Origin of the sequence: Aeromonas sp. R7-4 (genome assembly GCF_040908055.1) — a bacterium.
GTDB classification, from domain to species: Bacteria; Pseudomonadota; Gammaproteobacteria; order Enterobacterales; family Aeromonadaceae; genus Aeromonas; species Aeromonas sanarellii.
Genome location: NZ_JBFODA010000026.1, coordinates 296,680 through 316,104 on the forward strand (window position 1 = coordinate 296,680; position 19,425 = coordinate 316,104).

Genomic DNA, 19,425 nt, shown 5'->3' on the forward strand with positions numbered 1-19,425 from the left:
CGCTACCGGCATGGATGCCGTGCTCTCGACCGTTGGGGATCTCTCGTCTTATGCGTTCAGCTCTGCCTGCTTTGACACTCGTCGCCTGTGCCTTGCTGCCCTCGGCCGCCCTGGCCGGCGTGCGTTTCGAGGTGCCGGACTACCTGCTGCGCCTGCCGGAGCAGACCTATCGGCTGATCGAGCGCAACTTCAATACCCTCTACCAGCAGACCGACTTCACGCCCCAGATCACCAACAGCTACTTCAACCACTCGGATCTCTACCGCTTCGCCGGCATCCCTCTCGCCATCACGCCGCAGAACGGCTTCCAGATGGAGGTGTTCGGCCAGCTCTACAACAAGTCGTCGCAGATCTATGCCCAGATGAGCCAGGATCTCTCCCTCTATCGCACCCTGCGGGTCGACATGATGGGGGATCAGAGCGACGAGATCGCCATCGGCATGGGGCTCGGCATTCCCCTCAGCAACCGCCTGACCGTCAAGGCGCTCGCCTCCAGCAACGAGATCCCGGGCTATGGCTCCGCCAACTACGCCATCGGCGTGGAGTGGCACTTCTAGGGATCAGCGCCCCTTCCGGCAAAAAGGCTCCCTTGGGAGCCTTTTTCATGCCTGTCCCGGCCCTTGACCGGGATCAGCCGTAGCGGATCACTCGCCCCTGGCCCCCCTGCAGCACCAGCCCCTCTGCCTGGGGAGCGTCATCCCAGAAATCCACTCCCCCCGGCGGCAGCGCGACCCGTGTGGCTTGTTCACCCCAGTTGAACAGGCAGAGCAGCTCGCCGCCCCCGGGCAGCGCCACCCGCCCGCGCGCAAAGCCCATGTCGTCGAAGCGGGCCGCCGGGGCACGCCCCTCGCACAGGGCCAGCAGTTTGCCAAGGTGCGCTCCCTGCGTGTCGTCCAGATCCTGCAGCCTGTCTCCCGCGAGCACCATGCCGCCGCTCGCCACCAGGGCGGCCAGGTGGAAGTCGTACTCCGCGCGGCTGGCGTGCTGGCCCGGGATATCCCGCAGGCAGACACAGTCGGGATCCAGCGCCCAGAGCCGGTCGTTCTGCCAGGCGCGGCAGAAGGCTTCCCGCGCTATCTGGCGAAAACGGGCGCCCTGGCGCTCCACGTCGTCGCTCACCCGCATGCCGTGCACCAGGCCGAGACTGGGCCACAGCGGCGCATTGCAGCCGAGCAGGAAGGCCCCCTCCCCGGCGCCGCGCAGCACGGCGGCCATGCCACGGCGATAGGCCTCCACCCGGGTGGCGTCAGGGTCGTGGAAGCGGCCGCCGTGGATGGCGCCCCAGAAGTTCGCGTCCAGCTTGAAGTAGTGGATTCCCCACTGCTCGCGCAGGGTGTGGAACAGCTGCTCCAGGTGGGCCTGCACCTCGGGATGGGTGCCGTCCAGCACGTACCAGGGGGTGCAGCGCCAGCCGCCGTAGGTAACCCGCTCGGAGGGGAGCGGCAGGCCGTCTTCCCCTTTCACGAACCACTCCGGGTGCTGCTGGAACACCCGGGAGCCGGGCTCGGCGATGAAGGGGGCGACCCAGAGCGCGGGCTCGCAGCCGGCGGCGAGGATATCCTGTGCTAGCGCGGCCACCCCCTGCTCGAACTTGGCGGAAGGGGTGAGCCAGTCCCCCATCCTGGCCTGATAGCCGTCGTCGATCTGCACGTAACGCAGCTCGGGAAAGCGGCTGGCCCGTGTCCCCAGGTTCTCGCGAATGTCGTCCGCGCTCACCTGGGCATAGTAGTGATACCAGGAGCACCAGCCGCTCGGGCGCGCCTTGACCCCGCAGACGAGAGTCCCGTGTTCGGCCTCGATATAGTCCGCCAACGCCGCGAGCAGGGCCTCCCTGTCCGGCCCCTCCAGGCAGATCAGCGCCTCGCTCTGCCAGTGCTGCCCGGCGGGCAAGGCGCGCCCCTCGGCGTTCATCACTATTTCGAGGCACCCGTCCGGGTAGAGGCGAAACTCGCCGCCAAAGCGGTGGCAGCTCGCGAACGCCAGCAGCAGCCAGCCCCCTTCCTGCGCCACCAGCAGCAGGTTGTGGACGGTGTGATAGCCGTCGTCGTCGGTGATGCGGTAGACAGAGGCGTCCGGGCAGCGCCCCACCGGCTCGGGGGCCTGCCAGCTACCCATGGTCTGGGCCAGCATCTGGAACCCCTCCCCGTAGATGGCCGAGGCGGGATCGATGCCGAGATCCCCCTCGAACAGCCGCCACCGGTGCACCGGCTCCGCAGTGCTGCCCGTGTTGTCAAGCCTCACCCGGCACAGAGGGCCCTCCCACTGGCGGGTCTGCAACAGCCGGGATGGCAGGGCGGGATCGGCAGGCAGCTGGCGCAGCCTGGCCAGAAGAGAGGGGGACGACATGGGATCTCCTGCTTGTGGATGGGGACTATGCGGGGGCCATTGTATCCCCTGCGGGTCAGTTGACCCTGTTCCATGCTCCCCGCGCCTGTTAAACTGCGACCTCGCTCACAGTTGCCAAGATGAGGCCCCCGTGCTGCTCCGACGCACCCTGCTCTACCTTCGTGATTTTCTGGTCATCATCGCCTGCCTCCTCGCCGGCAAGGCCCTGGCCGCCCTGCTGCCCTTCGCCTTCCCCGGCAGCATCCTCGGCATGCTGCTGCTGTTCGTGCTGCTCTCCTTGCAGCTCATCCGCTTCTCCTGGGTCGAGCTGGGGGGCGGCCTGCTGCTGCGCCACATGGGCGTCCTGTTCGTGCCGGTGGCGGTCGGTCTCGTGGCCTGGCTCGCGCCCCTGCGCCAATCGTTTGGCCTCATCATGCTCTGCGTGGTGCTCGGTATAGTGCTGATCCTGGCCGCGGTCGGCCACCTCTATCAGAGGATGAACCGATCATGATGCTCTGGTTCGCCCTGCCGCTCACGTCACCTCACCCTGTCATCACAAGGATGCAGCCATGATCTTCTGGTTGGCCATTCCCCTGACCCTGGCGCTCTATTTCATGACCCGGGCCCTCTACCGCCGCCTGCCCTGGCCCGTCATCAATCCGGTGCTGATCCCCACCGCCGTCATCATCGGCCTGCTGCTCTGGCTCGATCTGCCGCTGACGCAATATCAGGGCGGCGCCGCCCCCCTCACCGCCCTGCTGGAGCCCGCCGTGGTGGCCCTGGCCCTGCCTCTCTACCAGCAGGCGCGCCAGATCCGGGACAAGCTCAAACCCATCCTCCTCTGCACCCTGACCTCAGTGCTCATCTCGGTCTGCACCACCCTGGGGATTGGCCACCTGATGGGGGCGGATCCGACGCTGCTCGCCTCCATCGCCACCAAGTCCATCACCACCCCGCTCGCCATGAGCGTCAGCCAGTCCCTCGGCGGCATTCCCGCCATCGCCGCCGCCGTGGTGGTGGTGGTGGGGATCCTGGGGGCCCTGGTGGGCTACCCCCTGCTCCGCCTGATGCGGGTGACCGACCCCGAGGCCCAGGGGCTCGCCATGGGAGCCTGTGCCCACGCCATCGGCACCGCCGCCTCCGCCGAGCAGGGGATCACCCAGGGGGCCTTCTCGTCGCTCGCCATGGTGGTGTGCGGCGTGCTGACTGCGGCCATCGCCCCCCTGCTGTTCGCCCTCTACCACTGGCTGACCTGATCCCCGCTGCCATGGCCGCCCCTGCGGCCGTGGTCTCTGTGCCCATTCACCATCTCCATACGATACCCTCATCCCCTGATGCCGGGAGCTGGCGCACAGATTGCGAAAGACAAACGTTTCCTTTACCATCCCCGGCCCTTTGCCCATCAAGGCGTGAGCGCGCTCACACATTTCGCCGCGCTTGCTCCCTACAATGGCCCCCCAATTGGCCTTTGAGGACACAGTATGCATCCCCGCTTTGCCAAGCCATTCGAGACCCTTTCCGCCCCGCTCCAGGCCACCCTGCGCCCCATGCTGGGGGACGATTTCCAGGCCCGTTTCACCCCCAGTCAGGTGGCGACCCTGAAAGCCGCCACCGGGCTGGATGACAGGGCCCTGCGCCTGGCCCTGCTGCCGTTGGCGGCCGCCTGCTCGGTGGCGCCCATCTCCAGGTTCTTTGTCGGTGCCATCGCCTGCGGCCTGAGCGGTACCTGGTATTTGGGCGCCAACATGGAGTTCGCGGGCCAGGGGCTGTTCCACTCGGTGCACGCCGAGCAGTCCGCCATCTCCAACGCCTGGCTCGGCGGCGAGACCGGGATCTCGGAGATCACCGTCAACTACACCCCTTGCGGCCACTGCCGCCAGTTCATGAACGAACTGAGCACCGCCAAGATCCTCAAGGTCTCCCTGCCGGACGATCTCAGCGAGCTGCAATCCTTCCTGCCCCACTCCTTCGGCCCCGCCGATCTCGAGATCACCGACGCCCTGATGAGCCCCCAGGCCCACGACGAGCTGGTGCTTGAGAGCGACGATCCCCTGTGGCAGGCCGCACTGGCCGCCGCCCGTCAGAGCTATGCCCCCTACAGCCAGGGCTATGCCGCGGTGGCGCTGCAGTTCGAGGACGGGCGCATCTTCTGTGGCCGCTATGCCGAGAATGCCGCCTTCAACCCCAGCCTGCCGCCGATGCAGATGGCCTGCGCCCACGCGGTGCTGAATGGCGAGGATCTCGCCACCGTCCGCCGCGCCGTGCTGCTGGAGAGCAAGGATGGCCAAATCAGCCAGCGGGATTCGGCCCAGTCCACCCTCAAGGCCCTGGGCGCCGTCCAGCTGGAGTACCTGGCGGTCTGATCCCGCGCCGGAACGAATCAGGGGAGCCATTGGCTCCCCTGTTTGCATGTGTCTTCCAGATACCGCTCTCTCCCCTGTCAGGACTCCCACAGGATGCGCTGACTGCCGGACCAGCGTTCGCCGATGTCCGCGTACTTCTGCTCCAGCAGGTGGCGGCGGATCTTCATGGTGGGGGTCAGCACCCCGTTCTCGATGTTCCAGGGGGTCTTGACCACCAGGATGCCGCGCAGGCGGGCATGGGACTCCAGCTTGTCGTTGACCCGATCGAGGGCGGCCTCCAGCTCGGCGTCCACCCCGGCCCTGTCGGCCTTCATGGCGCTCTCCGCCAGTTGCACCAGGGCGACCGGCTGCGGCATGCCGTAGCCGATGACGCACAGCTGCTCGATGATAGGCTCCTGCCCCAGCATCCCCTCGATGGGCACCGGGGCCACGTACTTGCCCTTGGCGGTCTTGAAGACGTCCTTCATGCGCCCCGTGATGGTGAGGTAACCCTCCCTGTCCAGCTTGCCCATGTCGCCGGTGTGGAGCCAGCCGTCGTCATCGATGGCCTCGCGGCTGTGCTCGGGATCCTTGTAGTAGCCCACCATCATGCCGTCGCAGCGACAGAGGATCTCCCCTTCCTCGGAGATCCTGATGGTCACCCCGGGCCCTGCCTTGCCGACGGTGCCTATCTTGTCCGCCCGGAAGGGGTAGTTGAGGGTGGAGTAGGCGTGGTTTTCGGTCATGCCCCAGGCCTCGGTGATATTGAGGCCGATGCTGTGATACCACTCGAGCAGGGCCGGCGCCACCGGCGCCGAGCCGCAGCCCAGCACCCGCGCCTGATCCAGCCCCAGCCCCTTTTGCAGCTTGCCTTTCACCAGGCCGGAAATGAACGGGATCTTGAGCAGCAGATCGAGCTTCTTCTGGGGCAGCTTCTCGTGGATCTTGATGCGGAACATGGCCCAGAGCCGCGGCACCGAGATGAAGACGGTGGGACGGCAGCGCTTGACGTCCTCGATGAAGGTGTCGAGGGACTCGGGGAAGGCGATGGTGGCACCGCTGAACAGGCTGCCGCCGTAGATGTAGACCCGCTCCGTGATGTGGGCGAGCGGCAGATAGGAGAACCCGCGATCCTCCGCGGTGAGGGAGACCGCCTCCACCAGCTTCTCGCAGGACCAGGCGTAACGCTCCACGCTCAGCATGGCCCCCTTGGGCTTGCCGGTGCTGCCGGAGGTGTAGACCAGGCTCAGCAGGGCATCCGGCGCCTGCACCGGGCTATCCGGAATGGGGTCGTATTGTGCCAGCAGATCGTCCCACTGGTGGGCCGCCGGCATGGTGTCATAGGGGAAGGCGATGCGCAGCAGGTCGCCGGGCACCCCCGCCTCCTGGCTCTTCCAGTCGTCCAGCTTGCCGACGAAGATCGCCCTGGCCTCGCTGTGGCGCAGCACGTATTCGATGGTGTCGACGTTGGCGGTGGGGTAGATAGGTACGCTCACGTAGCCCCCCATCTGCATCGCCAGATCGGCGATGAACCACTGGGCACAGTTCTTGGAGAGCAGGGCCACCTTGTCCCCCGGGGCCAGCCCCAGGGCACGCAGTGCCGTCACCATGCGCCGCGCCTCGTCGGCGACCTCACCCCAGGTGAAGTCGACGTACTCGCGGTGGATGGTCTGGCGAAGGTAGATCCGGTCGGGACACTGCCGCTCCCAGTGATAGAGCATCTCGAGCGGCAGTTTGTTGGCAATGCGTGCGGAGGAGGCCATGGTTTAATCCCTGAAACAAAAGGCGAGCCTCATTATTAACCTTTTGATAACACTCAGGGAAGCAGATTACTTAAACTTGTGTTTGAACTGCGAATGGGATCAAGCTTCCGCCTGCTGTTGCAGACGCTTCCACATCTCCTGCACCAGCACCTCGTCCTGCTCGGAGAGCTCCCCCTGCAGGATGGCCTCGTTCAGGCTGCGCAGCACATAGCTCTTGACGTCCCGCACCAGAGTCTTGCCCTCCAGCTCGGCACGGGCCACCGCGAGGGAGATATGACCCCGCAGATAGCCGCCCGCAAACAGCTCGTCTTCGCTGGCCGTGGCGACCATGGCGTCGATCAGTCCCAACAACTTGTGTTCAAAATCGTGAATCGTCATTTAACGCAGCCTCATTTCCGGGGTTGCCGGCAAAAATTCGGGGGAGTGAAACCGCGATCCGGTTGATCGCGGCTCTCTGGCGCCAGGCCAGCCGCATCCTTGATGTCCTATTCCGGGTTGGCCACCGGGTAGATGACCTGATCCTTGTATCCCGTGGTTATGCGCAGATAACCACTCAACGACCGGTTCAGTGCCGGGTCATCGGTATCCACCACCAGCGGACGGCCATCGAGGGCCGCCAGCTTGGCTTTGGTGGCGAGCACCTGGATATGGTCTCGCCCGACGGCCCGGATCACGTCTGGACTCAATTGCTGATTTCCGCGCCCGAACAGATGTCCCTGACCGCCGATCAGGGTGATGATCAGACGGCAGCGACGGCCGCGGATCCGGGTCAGGATATCCGCGGCGGACAGATCCTGCCCGATAAGCCGGCCATTTTCCACCAGATCCACACCGAGCAATGTATTTTCGAGACCCAGCTCCGCCATGCAGGCGGCCACCGTGCTCCCCGACCCCATCAGGTAGAGGGTATCGGGTTCCATCTGCTCCACCACCCCGGCGGCGAGATCGGCGAGCACCAGCTCCTCGGACTCCTTTCCGCCCTGCTTGGTCGCCTGCACGTAGCGCAGATCCCCGGGCACCAGCAGTTGGCCGTAGTGGCGGGCACGCACCTTGCCCGCCCGGAACGCCTCCTCGTCGATGTCCATCACCTCGGCATCCACCAGGCTCAGCAGCTCGCCGGCGATCATCCGTGCCACCACCCGGCCGCTCGCCGTCGGCGTCACCCCGTAGACCCCGGAGTGGATCTTGCACCCCGCCGGGATGCCGAGCACATGGCAGGACTCCCCCACCGCGGCGCAGATGTCCCGGGCGGTGCCATCGCCGCCGGCGAAGAGCAGCAGATCCACCCCAGCCTCGCGCAGGGCCAGGGCGGCGGCCCGGGTATCCTCGGCGCTCGTCTGTGCCCCGGCGGGCTGGTAAACGATGCGATGGGGCAGGTTCAGCTCGGCGGCGAGCCCGGCCCCCATCTCCCCGGCCACCGTCAGCAGCTCGAACGCCGTGGTCAGTTCGCACAGAGGGGCCAGGGCCTGGCGGGCCCGCTCCCGGGCCTTGGGGACGGCGCCCCGCGCCAGCGCCTCGGCGACCATGCCGTCGCTGCCCTTGAGACCGACGGCCCCGCCGATACCGGCGATGGGGTTGATGATGAGCCCTAATCGAAACATGTTTCCCTCCTGTTGGATCGCCGCCATTTTTATCTTTTCCCGCCACTGGGACAAGCCATAACCCCCTGCTAGAATGCGCGACTTCACCCCTCAACCAAAGTTCAACCAAGGTTCAATCATGCTGGAATGGATTGCTGACCCCTCCGCCTGGGTCGCGCTCGCCACCCTGACCCTGCTCGAGATCGTGCTGGGCATCGACAACATCATCTTCATCTCCATCCTGGTGGGTCGCCTGCCGGAGGCACAGCGCCAGAAGGCGCGGATCCTGGGGCTGGGGCTCGCCATGGGCACCCGCATCCTGCTGCTGCTCTCCCTGGCCTGGGTGATGCGCCTCACCGAGCCGCTGTTCAGCGTGCTGAATGAAGCCATCTCCGGTCGGGATCTGATCCTGCTGGTGGGGGGCCTGTTCCTCATCGCCAAGAGTACCCACGAGATCCACCAGAGCCTGGAAGGGGCCGCCGAAGAGGCGGGGGTGGTGAGCAAGACCGCCGGCTTCCTGTCGACCCTGGTGCAGATCGCCATCCTCGACATCATCTTCAGCCTGGACTCCGTCATCACCGCGGTCGGCATGGCGGATCACGTGCCTGTCATGGTGCTGGCCATCGTCATCGCCGTGGGCGTCATGATGTTTGCCGCCAAGGCCATCGGCGACTTCGTCGACACTCACCCCACCATCAAGATGCTGGCCCTCGCCTTCCTCATCCTGGTCGGGGTCGCCCTGATGGCCGAGGGGCTGGATCTGCACATTCCGAAGGGTTACATCTACTTCGCCATGGCCTTCTCGCTGGTGGTGGAGATGATCAACATCCGCCTGCGCGGCCATCAGGAGCGGGCCAAGTAAGCCCCTCTTCAAGAGCCAACAAAAAGCGCGACCCGAGGTCGCGCTTTTTTATTGTCTGTTCATCGCCGTAGGCGGGCAGGGCCTGCCCGTCTACTCAGAGGGCGTTGCGGGTAGCCACGGCATCCGCCAAGTTGCGCAGCAGCACCTCGGTATCGGCCCAGCCGATGCAGGCGTCCGTGATGCTCTGGCCGAAGGTGAGCTCGCACCCTTCCACCAGATCCTGGCGACCCTCCACCAGGTGGCTCTCCACCATGACGCCGAACACCGCCTTGCTGCCGGCACGCAGCTGACCGGCCACGTCCTCGGCCACCAGCATCTGGTTCTTGAACTGCTTGCTGCTGTTGGCGTGGCTGAAGTCGATCATCACCTTCTGCTGCAGACCGGCCTTCTCCAGCCCCTTCACCACCTCGCCCACGTGGGCGGCGCTGTAATTCGGCTCGCGGCCACCGCGCAGTATGATGTGGCAATCCGGGTTGCCCCGAGTCGAGACGATGGCGGAGTGGCCGTATTTGGTCACCGACAGGAAGTGGTGCGGGGCGCTGGCGGCGCCGATGGCGTCGATGGCCACCTTGATGGTGCCGTCAGTGCCGTTCTTGAAGCCCACCGGGCAGGAGAGACCTGAGGCCAGCTCGCGGTGTACCTGGGACTCGGTGGTGCGGGCGCCGATGGCCCCCCAGCTCATCAGATCCGCCACGTATTGCGGGGTGATCATGTCGAGGAATTCGGAGGCGGTCGGCAGCCCCATGTCGTTGAGATCCAGCAAGAGCTTGCGCCCCAGGCGCAGGCCGTCGTTGATCTGGCAGCTGTTGTCGAGGTAGGGGTCGTTGATGAGCCCCTTCCAGCCCACAGTAGTGCGCGGCTTCTCGAAGTAGACCCGCATCACTATCTCCAGCTGATCTTTCAGCTCGTCGCGCAGCACCTTGAGGCGCTTGCCGTACTCCAGGGCGGCAACCGGATCGTGGATGGAGCAGGGGCCGATCACCACCAGCAGGCGCCGATCCTCGCCGGCCAGGATGTTGTGGATGGCCTGACGGGATTCAAACACGGTATTTGATGCGGTCTCGGTCGCCGGAAACTTCTCAAGCACCGCAACCGGGGGCAATAACTCTTTGATTTCACTGATACGAACGTCGTCGGTTTGATGCTGCATGACCAAGTTTCCTGCTAGATGACTGCGATGAAGAGATCCCAATCTAGCCCTCTGCCGGGACGGTGTAAATAGAAAATTACATTCCCTGATAAAGAATTTTATTACGTAACCTTGCAAGTTTTATCAATGCTGCTAAAGGCGGGAGCTGGCGGGGAGCAGAAACGAAAAGGCCCGCACCAAGGCGGGCCCGACGGGCTTAAACGGCCTGACTGACGCTGGCCAGCTTGTCGAAGTAATCCGGGAAGGTCTTGGAGGTACAACCCGGATCGTTGATGGTGACCGGGGTGTCCGACAGGGCCACCAGGGAGAAGCACATGGCGATGCGGTGATCGTTGTAGGTGTCGATGGCCGCGTGCTTGAGCTGCTCTGGCGGGGTGACGGTGATGAAGTCGTGCCCCTCCTCCACCTCCACGCCCAGCTTGCGCAGCTCGGTGGCCATGGCGTGCAGGCGATCCGTCTCCTTCACGCGCCAGTTGTAGATGTTGCGGATGGTGGTGGTGCCCTTGGCGAACAGCGCCGTGGTGGCGATGGTCATGGCCGCATCCGGGATGTGGTTCATGTCCATGTCGATGCCGTGCAGCTCGCCCTGCTCGGCCTCGATGAAGTCGTCGCCCCAGGTGATGCGGGCGCCCATCTTCTCCAGCACGTCGGCGAAGTGGATGTCCCCCTGGATACTGTGCTTGCCGATGCCGGTGACCCGCACCTTGCCCTTGATGGCCCCCGCCGCGAGGAAGTAGGAGGCGCTGGAGGCATCCCCTTCCACCAGGAAGTCACCGGGGCTGACATAGCTCTGGTTGCCCTTGATGTAGAACACCTTGTAGTCGTCGTGCTCGATGACCACCCCGAACTGCTTCATGATGTGCAGGGTGATGTCGATGTAGGGCTTGGAGACCAGCTCCCCCTTGATGTGGATGCGGGTGTCGCCGGCCGCCATGGGCGCCGCCATCAAAAACGCCGTCAGGAACTGGCTGGAGACGGAGCCGTCGACGTGGACGTCGCCGCCCCAGAGCCCCTTGGCATCCACCACCAGGGGCGGATAGCCGTCTTTCTTCAGGTACTGGATGTGGGCGCCCGCTTCGCGCAGGGCATCCACCAGGTGACCGATGGGGCGCTCTTCCATGCGTGGCTCGCCCCCCAGGGTGTATTCGCCGGAGCCCAGACACAACGCGGCGCACAGCGGACGCATGGCGGTGCCGGCGTTGCCGAGGAACAGGTTGACCGGATCCTTGACCGCGAAGCTGCGACCCAGACCGAGCACGGTGCACTCCGTCTTGTCGGCGGAGAGCTTGTACTTCACGCCAAGCTGGGTCAGCGCCGCCAGCATGTGGCGGATGTCGTCGCTGTCGAGCAGGTTGGTGAGCCGGGTGGTGCCACGGGCCAGGGCTGCCAGCAGCAGGGCCCGGTTGGACACGCTCTTGGAGCCGGGCAGATTGACCACCCCGGCCACGCTAGAAATGGGTTCCAAACGCAACGAATTCATAGACTTCCTGTACGATCTCAAGTAAATCACCTGACCGGACGTTAGCAGCCCGCGCCCCGCGCGGCAAGACCGGCGGCGGCACAAAACCGGGACGAGAACGTCGGCGGTCAGGATCTTCTGGAAAAACAGACGCCGGGCATTCCCGGCGTCAATGCTATCGGGGAAACACGCCTCAGCCGTGGCGTTTGGCGAAGTCATCCATAAAGCTCACCAGGGCCTTGACCCCTTCCAGCGGCATGGCGTTGTACAGGCTGGCACGCATGCCACCGACAATGCGGTGCCCCTTGAGCGCCAGCAGGCCGGCGGCCTCCGATTCGGCCAGGAAGAGTCCGTCCAGGGCCTCGTTCTTGAGCTGGAACGGCACGTTCATGCGGGAGCGGCAGGCCGCATCCACCTTGTTGCCATAGAAGCTGGACTGATCCAGGTAGCCGTAGAGGAAGTCGGCCTTCTCCTTGTTTCGCACCTCCATCGCTTCAAGCCCCCCCTGCTCCTTGAGCCACTCGAACACCAGGCCGGCCAGATACCAAGCGTAGGTGGGCGGCGTGTTGAACATGGAGTCGTGCTTGGCGGTGAGCCGGTAGTCGAAGACAGAGGGCACGTCGGCGCGGGCCTGGTTCAGCAGATCGTCCCGTACTATGGCGATGGCCAGGCCCGAGGGGCCGATATTCTTCTGGGCGCCGGCATAGAGGATGCCGAAGCGGCTCACGTCGAGGGGACGGGAGAGAATAGTGGAGGAGAGATCCGCCACCAGGGGTACATCGCCGGTGGCCGGGATGTCGAACATCTCGATGCCGTCGATGGTTTCGTTCGGGCAGTAGTGCACATAGGCGGCATCGGTGCGAAACGCCGGCGTCGGCAGCAGGTGGGACACTCCCTGCTCGTTCTTGGCCACCCCCTGGAAGGTCTGGATGTCGCCATATTTCTGGGCTTCATCCACGGCGCTCTGGGCCCAGACGCCGGTCACCAGGTAATCCGCCTTCTTGTTGGCGCCCCCCAGCAGGTTCATGGGCACGGCGGAGAACTGGCCCCGGCCGCCGCCGTGCATGAAGAGCACCTTGTAGTTGTCCGGCACGGACAGCAGGTCGCGCAGGTCCGCTTCGGCCTTCTCGGCGACCGCCATATAGGGCTTGCCACGGTGGGACAGCTCCATGACCGAGGCTCCCAGCCCCTGGAAATTACAAAATTCGCGCTGGGCGCGCTCCATGACTTCAACCGGCAGCATGGCGGGGCCGGCGCAGAAGTTGTAAATCTGTTTGCTCATGACGCTTTCCGTGAGTGGATGAGAGTGATCGATGACTCGAACGTTTTTACACGACAGGCCCCCGTGGGGGCAAAGGCTTTTTGGGATCCGGCGCAAGCTTTTGCCCCCGCGCCACCGGGTACCGACCAGAAAAAAGCCCTGAACGAGTCAGGGCTTGCAGAGAACATGCGTGGATATGGGAGCAAGCGCGCACCATTGACGCCTCCCGCCCCGCGTCGACAGATTTACAGCTTGGCGGTGAGCTCCGGCAGCAGGGTGAAGAGATCCCCCACCAGGCCGTAGTCCGCCACCTGGAAGATGGGGGCCTCGGCATCCTTGTTGATGGCGACGATCACCTTGGACTCCTTCATCCCCGCCAGATGCTGGATGGCGCCCGAGATGCCCACCGCGATATAGAGCTCGGGGGCCACCACCTTGCCGGTCTGTCCCACCTGCAGGTCGTTGGAGACATAACCTGCATCCACCGCCGCCCGCGACGCCCCGACCGCGGCCCCCAGCTTGTCCGCCAGGGCGTCGATAAGGGCAAACTGCTCCCTGGAACCGAGCGCCCGCCCGCCGGAGACCACCACCCGGGCCGCCCCGAGCTCGGGCCGTGCCGAGCGCACCGCACGCCGCTCGATGAGGCGGGTACGGCAGCACATCTCGGTCACCGGCAGACGCTCTATCACGGCGTGACCGCCGCCGGGTCCGGCCTTGGCGAAGGCGGTGGGCCGCACGGTGAGCACCTTGACGGGGGCACTGCTCGCCACCCGGGCAATGGCGTTGCCCGCATAGATGGGGCGCAGGAAGGTATCGGGCCCCTCGATGCCGATCACCTCGGCGATCATCTCGACGCCGAGCCGCGCCGCCACCCGCGGCAGCAGATCCTTGCCCTGGCTGCTGGCCGCCATCAGGCAGTGCTGATAGTCCTTCACCACGCTGGCCAGCAGCTTGTCGACCCCGTCGTTCAACTCCTCAGCCAGCATGGGGTGCTCGGCCAGCAGCACCCGGCTCACCCCCGTGAGGGCGGCGGCCTGCTCGCCCGCCTCCGTCAGCCCCTGCCCCAGCAGCAGGAGGTGCACCTCGCCCCCCAGCAGGCCCGCCGCCGTGACCAGCTGGGCCAGGTTGTCGACGATCCGCCCCTGATGATGTTCCGCAATCACAAGTACGCTCATGGCAGCACCTTAATGTCATCCATTGATCTCTCGCTCCCCGGGGCCCTTGCCCCACGCACGGCGCCCTGGCCTGCGGGAGGCATCCCTACCCCGCCCATCAGAGCACCCCGGCTTCGTGCTTGAGCTTGTCCAGCAGCTCGTCCACCGAGCCCACCCTGATGCCGGCACGGCGCACCGGCGGCGCCATCACCCCGAGCTGCCGGGTCTGGCCGGCCGGTACCACCCCGAGGGCGGCAAACGGCTGGCTCTCCAGCGGCTTGCGCTTCGCCTTCATGATGTTGGGGAGCGAGGCAAAACGCGGCTCGTTGAGGCGCAAGTCCACGGTCACCACGGCGGGCAGCGCCATGCCGAGGGTCTCGAGGCCGCCGTCTATCTCGCGGGTCACCTGCAATTCCCCCTCCACCAGCCTGATGGCAGAAGCGAAGGTGGCGAGTGGCCAGTCATTGAGGGCGGCGAGCATCTGCCCCACCTGATTGTTGTCAGAATCGATGGACTGCTTGCCGAGCAGCACCAGACTGGGCTGCTCCTGCTCGCACACCGTTTGCAGCGCCCTGGCCACGGTGAGCGGAGTCAGGATTTCGTCGGTCACATAGTGCAGCGCCCGATCCGCCCCCAGGGCCAGGGCGTGGCGCAGCTGTTCGGCCGCGGCCTCGGGGCCCAAGGTCACCACCACCAGCTCGCTCGCCACCCCGGCTTCCCGCAGCCTGACCCCCTCCTCCACCGCGATTTCACAAAACGGGTTCATACCCATCTTCACATTGGCGAGCTCCACATCGGAGCCATCGCCCTTGACCCGGATCCTGACGTTGTAATCAACGACCCGTTTGACTGCGACCAGCAGCTTCATGGCGGTCATCCCTCGTGCCTGTTGTGTGGGTCCACCTTGTCGTCACTCACTTTTCTGCTGACAAAGTGATTTACGTTTACGTAAACTACCAGCACTACCCTAGGCCAAGTCGAGTGCAGAGGCAAGATGGAACGCGAAGCAATGGAATTTGATGTCGTCATCGTCGGTGGCGGCCCGGCAGGCCTGAGTGCCGCCATCGCACTGAAGCAGCAGGCCCCGGCCCTCTCGGTCTGCCTGCTGGAGAAGGGGGCCGAGATCGGCGCCCATCTGATCTCCGGCGCCCTGTTCGACCCCGTCGCCCTCAAGGAGCTGCTGCCGGATACGTGGCAACAGGCTCCGCTCGGAGTCGAGGTCAACGACGATCAGGTGCACCTGCTGCAAAGCGACAGCCGCGCCCTGCAACTGCCCCACTGGGCGGTGCCGCCGCGCATGCACAACGACGGCAGCCACATCATCAGCCTCGGCAACCTCTGCCGCTGGCTCGGCAAACAGGCCGAGGCCCTGGGGGTGGAGATCTACCCGGGCTTCGCCGCGAGCGAGCTCATTCTGGAGGCGGGAAGGGTGAGAGGCGTGATCACCGGTGATCTCGGGCTGGATCGGGAGGGCAACCCCAAGGGGGATCACGTGCCCGGCATGGCGCTATATGGCCGCTACACCCTGTTCGCCGAGGGGGCCCGCGGCCACCTCGGCAAGCAGTTGATCGACGCGTTCAACCTGGAGAGCAGGATCCAGCCGCAACATTACGCCATCGGCTTCAAGGAGTTGTGGCAGGTGCCGGCGGGGCAGTCCCACCCGGGCCGGGTGCTGCACGGCAGCGGCTGGCCGCTCGGCGAGGGGAAGGGCAGCAAGAGCCAGGGGGGCTTTTATCTCTATCATCTGGCCCAGGATCAGGTGGCGGTCGGCCTTATCGTCGATCTCAACTACCAGAATCCCTGGCTCAGCCCCTTCGACGAGTTCCAGCGCCTCAAGCACCACCCGCTCATCGCGCAGACCCTGCAGGGGGGCGAGCGCATCAGCTACGGTGCCCGCGCCATCGCCAAGGGGGGCTGGCACTCCTTGCCGCGCATGCACTTCCCCGGCGGCCTGCTCATCGGCTGCGACGCCGGCACCCTGGATTTCTCCCGCATCAAGGGGATCCACACCGCCATGAAGTCCGGCATGTTGGCGGCCAGCACGGTCGCCATGGCCCTGCGCGAGGGCGATGAAGGGGGGCGGGATCTGGCCGAGTATCAGGACGCGCTGCAACAGAGCTGGCTGGCCAGGGAGCTGATCGCAGCCCGCAACTTCGGCGCCGCCCTGCACCGCTTCGGCCCCTGGCTGGGAGGCGCCTTCAACTGGCTGGAGCAGCGCCTCTTTGCTCGCAATTCCCCCTTCACCCTGAAGGATCGGGAGCCGGACTACCGCCAGCTGCGCCTGGCGGGACGCTGCCAGCCCATCGACTATCCCAAGCCGGACGGGCGGCTCAGCTTCGACAAACTCTCTTCCGTTTATCTTTCCAACACCAGCCACGACGAGGATCAACCCTGCCACCTGAGGCTCCAGGACGCGCGCATTCCGGTCGAGGTCAACCTGCCCACCTGGGCCGAACCCGCCCAGCGCTACTGCCCGGCCGGCGTCTTCGAGATCCTGGATGAAGAGACCCGGCCAAGGCTGCAGATCAACGCAGCCAACTGTATCCACTGCAAGACCTGCGACATCAAGGACCCCAGTCAGAACATCGTCTGGACCCCGCCTCAGGGGGGCTCGGGGCCCAACTATCCCAATATGTGAGGAGACCCGCTATATCCGGGATGCTCGGTACCAGAATACAGTCCCGGCCCGCCCCAGGGGGTTTGGGGCCCCACGATCCCGATATGCGAGGAAGCCGGTGGCCTTGAGGATCCACCGCCGCGGCCCCTTTACGGCTGGGGTCTGCGCCCCACAACCCACAAGAAGACGGCTCAACCTCCCCCATGGGGGGATGGGAAAGGGCGGCGCCAGGATCCCCGCTTTCGCGGCCGGATCCGCTGCTCCGACCTCGCCGCTTTTTTGAGCAAACAGGCTGAACCCCCGATGAATAGGCCCTGACAAGCGGGGCCCGCCCCTGTATAGTTCGCCGCATTCAGGTTGTCCATCGGCCTCGTTATGCTATTTCATGGGATCGCTTTCCGTGCGATCTAAGGCCGCATGAACCTGTGCAACCATCCCTGATTACCCATGACTTCTTAAGGGGGGACAGATGATCACCGCCTACATTCTCAACAACAAGGTGCTGGACATAGTCACGCTCGGGCCGGACGACATCGTCCCCGACAACACCGTCTGGCTGGATGCCTACAAGCCGGATACAGCGGAGCGAGAATGGTTGACGGGCCTGTTCCTGGAAGAGGTCCCCGACAAGGAAGAGCTGGATGACATCGAGGCGTCCGCCCGTTTCTACTGGGACACCGACGGTCTGCACATTCACTCCCTGTTCCCCCAGCGCATCGGCCGCGACACCAAGGGTGTCCACGTCTCCTTTACCCTGCGCAACAACCTGCTAATCAGCATCCGCGAGGATGACATCGGTCTGGTGCGCCTGCTGCGCCATTACATGCGCCAGGACAGGCTGGAAGTCGAAGATGCCCTGGACATCCTGCTGGAGGTGCAGAACCTCAAGGTCGAATACCTCTCCGACCTTATCGAAGATGGGTACAAGACCCTGGAAAACACCGCCGATCAGATCTTCGAACCGGACCAGATCAACCCCATGCTCAAGGAGTTGATGGCCCAGGAAGAGGCCAACGGCCAGATCCGCCTCTCCCTGCACGATACCCGCCGCGCCCTGCGCTTCCTCAAACGCAGCCTGCGCCAGCGCATGACGAGCGAGCAGAACAAGTGGATCGACGAGATGCTGCACGACGTGGAGTCCCTGCTGCCCCACACCCAGTTCCTGTTCGACAAGATCAACTTCCAGCTGGAGGCCTCCATGGGGGTAACCAACCTGGAGCAGAACAAGGTGATCAAGATCTTCTCGGTAGCCGCCGTCATCTTCCTGCCGCCGACCCTGATCGCCAGCATCTACGGCATGAACTTCGGCCGCATGCCGGAACTCGCCTGGGAGTATGGCTACGCGATGTCCCTGGTGCTGATGGTGATGTCGTCCCTCGGCACCGGCCTCTTCTTCAAGCGCAAGGGCTGGCTGTAACGGCCATCCGGGCACCGGACAAGAGAGACGTGGATTGGGGGGCAGGGCCCCCCGATTAATTCCCCCGCCTTGCAAAGGGCAGACCCCCGCCCCATATCCCCTGCATCAATAGTTCAACCCCGGAACGGGCCTTATGACCCTCTACCCCGAACACCGCTACGACGATCACGGCCAGTTGCGCCCGCCGCTCTGGTTCTGGCCCATCGCCCTGCTGCTGACCCGCTCGGTCTGGCTGTTTCTGATGGCCGGCGTCACCCGGGAGAGCGGCAGCGCCATCCTGACCCTCTTCTACCCGGACAGGATCACCCTCTATCTCAGCCTGCTCACCGACCTGCCCGCCATGCTGGCGCTGCTCGCCTGCGGCGGCACCTATCGCCAGACCCGAAGCCCGCGCGCCTGGCTCAGGCGCCACAGCCGCGCCCTGTTGCTCTGCTCCACCGCGAGCGGCCTGGTAATGCAGTTGCACAGCCTCAACCTGCAGCAGTGGTCGTTCAGCTGGCCCACCGCCCTGGTGCTGATCGCCAGCCTCTGGGCGCTCTGGTATCTGCTAAAGAGCCGCCAGTTGCGGGATTACGCCGTGGATCAGCCTCATTGACGGGTGACCCGGATCTGCAGGGTCTGGCGCTCGCTGCCGCTGGCCGTGTTTATGCCTGATGGGTTGGCGATCGCGGCCCCCTGGCTTCCCTGGGTGGTGGAAAGCTCTCCCACCGTCATCCACTCACCCGGCGCGCCGCTCACCTCGGTGGCACTCTGGCCTGTCTTGACATCCCCTCTCTCCAGGCGAGCCTGCTCGCTGCTGAGCGCCACCTGCACCCTCTCCCCTATCAGGGTCGCGGTGGCGTAGAGGCCGTTCACCAGCGGCATCATGGCCACCACCCTCCCCCCCTGCCACCGGTAGAAGGTGACCGGCTGATAGGAGCCCATCTGCAGCAGCACGGGCCGCCCGGAGAGGCCGCGTACCTGCCAGTTGTCCTGCTGGGTGCGCTGGTAATCCTCCGCGCCCCCCTCCACCAGCCACTCTCGTCTGGCATTGTCATTGCCAACACCCACTCCCAGTTGCCGGCTGCTGGACGCCCCCGCCACCCGCCACTCGATGAGCAGGCTCTGGGGGGGCAGGTTGAGCTGGGCCAGAGTTGCCTCGGCCTCCTGCAACTGGGCGGGCGTCCCGCTCAGCACCAGCTGGTTGCCCATGGCGCTCACCCCGAGATCCGGGTAGATCTCCTTGAGGGTCTGCACCATGGCCTGCGCCTCAAACACCGGGATCACCTTGACCTCGGCCCGCAGGGGCTGGGCCCAGAGCCAGCAGCACCCGAGCACCCCATATAACCACACTCTCGTCATCGCCTTCCCCTCGCATCCATCACTCCTGCCATCATGGGCCATGGCACCCCGATTGCAATGAACGTGCTCGTCCAGACTCCCGCCGGATGGCGGGAACCTCCTTCATAAAGACTCATTGAGAGACCACCCAATACAAATAAAAATGGTTATCATT

18 protein-coding genes are annotated in these 19,425 nt (G+C 65.0%); 8 read left to right on the forward strand and 10 right to left on the reverse strand.

Translation table 11 applies throughout. The features are described from left to right. Positions 1-50 precede the first annotated feature (50 nt). Entirely contained in the window at positions 51-557 is a 507-nt protein-coding gene (locus AB5Y72_RS06195) for a hypothetical protein (protein WP_042075388.1), read from the forward strand. 73 nt (positions 558-630) lie between these two features. Here the strand turns inward: AB5Y72_RS06195 and AB5Y72_RS06200 are convergent, their stop codons facing one another. Further along, positions 631-2,346: a glycoside hydrolase family 36 protein gene (locus AB5Y72_RS06200; RefSeq protein WP_368198700.1), complete on the reverse strand. Its 1,716-nt coding sequence runs from the start codon at positions 2,344-2,346 to the stop codon at positions 631-633. A 130-nt stretch (positions 2,347-2,476) separates the two neighbouring features. On the opposite strand from AB5Y72_RS06200, the gene AB5Y72_RS06205 reads away from it, so the two are divergent. From AB5Y72_RS06205 to cdd, 3 genes are all read left to right on the forward strand, one after another. Next, positions 2,477-2,836, forward strand: a complete 360-nt coding sequence (locus AB5Y72_RS06205; protein ID WP_368198701.1) for a CidA/LrgA family protein — start codon at positions 2,477-2,479, stop codon at positions 2,834-2,836. 58 nt (positions 2,837-2,894) lie between these two features. Further along, positions 2,895-3,581, forward strand: a complete 687-nt coding sequence (locus AB5Y72_RS06210; RefSeq protein WP_368198702.1) for an LrgB family protein — start codon at positions 2,895-2,897, stop codon at positions 3,579-3,581. 225 nt (positions 3,582-3,806) lie between these two features. Further along, positions 3,807-4,688: a cytidine deaminase gene (gene cdd, locus AB5Y72_RS06215; protein WP_368198703.1), complete on the forward strand. Its 882-nt coding sequence runs from the start codon at positions 3,807-3,809 to the stop codon at positions 4,686-4,688. 77 nt (positions 4,689-4,765) lie between these two features. Here the strand turns inward: cdd and AB5Y72_RS06220 are convergent, their stop codons facing one another. The 3 genes from AB5Y72_RS06220 to AB5Y72_RS06230 all read right to left on the reverse strand — a co-directional run bounded on the left by AB5Y72_RS06220 (position 4,766) and on the right by AB5Y72_RS06230 (position 8,031). Further along, complete coding sequence (locus tag AB5Y72_RS06220) at positions 4,766-6,430, reverse strand: AMP-binding protein (RefSeq protein ID WP_368198704.1); 1,665 nt, start codon at positions 6,428-6,430, stop codon at positions 4,766-4,768. 99 nt (positions 6,431-6,529) lie between these two features. After that, entirely contained in the window at positions 6,530-6,808 is a 279-nt protein-coding gene (locus tag AB5Y72_RS06225) for a YfcL family protein (RefSeq protein WP_005332956.1), read from the reverse strand. Between the two features lie 107 nt (positions 6,809-6,915). Beyond that, positions 6,916-8,031: an ATP-NAD kinase family protein gene (locus AB5Y72_RS06230; RefSeq protein WP_368198705.1), complete on the reverse strand. Its 1,116-nt coding sequence runs from the start codon at positions 8,029-8,031 to the stop codon at positions 6,916-6,918. Between the two features lie 73 nt (positions 8,032-8,104). Between AB5Y72_RS06230 and AB5Y72_RS06235 the strand changes: the two genes are divergently transcribed. Then, a complete protein-coding gene (locus AB5Y72_RS06235) occupies positions 8,105-8,872 on the forward strand; it encodes a TerC family protein (protein WP_042075372.1) in 768 nt (255 codons plus the stop codon). Between the two features lie 94 nt (positions 8,873-8,966). Here the strand turns inward: AB5Y72_RS06235 and aroG are convergent, their stop codons facing one another. The 5 genes from aroG to AB5Y72_RS06260 form a co-directional block, all read right to left on the reverse strand. Then, positions 8,967-10,022: a 3-deoxy-7-phosphoheptulonate synthase AroG gene (gene aroG, locus AB5Y72_RS06240; protein ID WP_368198706.1), complete on the reverse strand. Its 1,056-nt coding sequence runs from the start codon at positions 10,020-10,022 to the stop codon at positions 8,967-8,969. Between the two features lie 196 nt (positions 10,023-10,218). Then, positions 10,219-11,502, reverse strand: coding sequence for a 3-phosphoshikimate 1-carboxyvinyltransferase (gene aroA / locus AB5Y72_RS06245; protein WP_368198707.1), 1,284 nt, complete (start codon positions 11,500-11,502; stop codon positions 10,219-10,221). 172 nt (positions 11,503-11,674) lie between these two features. Further along, positions 11,675-12,763 carry a 3-phosphoserine/phosphohydroxythreonine transaminase gene (gene serC, locus AB5Y72_RS06250; RefSeq protein WP_209791945.1) on the reverse strand — a complete coding sequence of 363 codons (1,089 nt, stop codon included), beginning with the start codon at positions 12,761-12,763 and terminating at the stop codon, positions 11,675-11,677. A gap of 224 nt (positions 12,764-12,987) precedes the next feature. Further along, a complete protein-coding gene (locus AB5Y72_RS06255; RefSeq protein ID WP_368198708.1) occupies positions 12,988-13,917 on the reverse strand; it encodes an electron transfer flavoprotein subunit alpha/FixB family protein in 930 nt (309 codons plus the stop codon). Between the two features lie 97 nt (positions 13,918-14,014). After that, the gene (locus tag AB5Y72_RS06260) at positions 14,015-14,764 is read right to left on the reverse strand and encodes an electron transfer flavoprotein subunit beta/FixA family protein (RefSeq protein ID WP_368198709.1); all 750 of its coding nucleotides are present in this window, start codon (positions 14,762-14,764) and stop codon (positions 14,015-14,017) included. Positions 14,765-14,890: 126 nt separating this feature from the next. On the opposite strand from AB5Y72_RS06260, the gene AB5Y72_RS06265 reads away from it, so the two are divergent. From AB5Y72_RS06265 to AB5Y72_RS06275, 3 genes are all read left to right on the forward strand, one after another. Continuing rightward, the gene (locus AB5Y72_RS06265; RefSeq protein WP_368198710.1) at positions 14,891-16,534 is read left to right on the forward strand and encodes an electron transfer flavoprotein-ubiquinone oxidoreductase; all 1,644 of its coding nucleotides are present in this window, start codon (positions 14,891-14,893) and stop codon (positions 16,532-16,534) included. Positions 16,535-16,982: 448 nt separating this feature from the next. Next, positions 16,983-17,930, forward strand: a complete 948-nt coding sequence (corA, locus tag AB5Y72_RS06270) for a magnesium/cobalt transporter CorA (protein WP_042075357.1) — start codon at positions 16,983-16,985, stop codon at positions 17,928-17,930. Between the two features lie 133 nt (positions 17,931-18,063). Beyond that, a complete protein-coding gene (locus tag AB5Y72_RS06275) occupies positions 18,064-18,525 on the forward strand; it encodes a DUF2919 domain-containing protein (protein WP_042075354.1) in 462 nt (153 codons plus the stop codon). Here AB5Y72_RS06275 and AB5Y72_RS06280 read toward each other — a convergent pair. Continuing rightward, positions 18,519-19,271 (reverse strand): hypothetical protein, encoded by a 753-nt coding sequence (locus AB5Y72_RS06280; RefSeq protein ID WP_368198711.1) that lies wholly within the window; start codon positions 19,269-19,271, stop codon positions 18,519-18,521. The two genes, AB5Y72_RS06275 and AB5Y72_RS06280, sit on opposite strands and share 7 nt — an antisense overlap. Positions 19,272-19,425 lie beyond the last annotated feature (154 nt).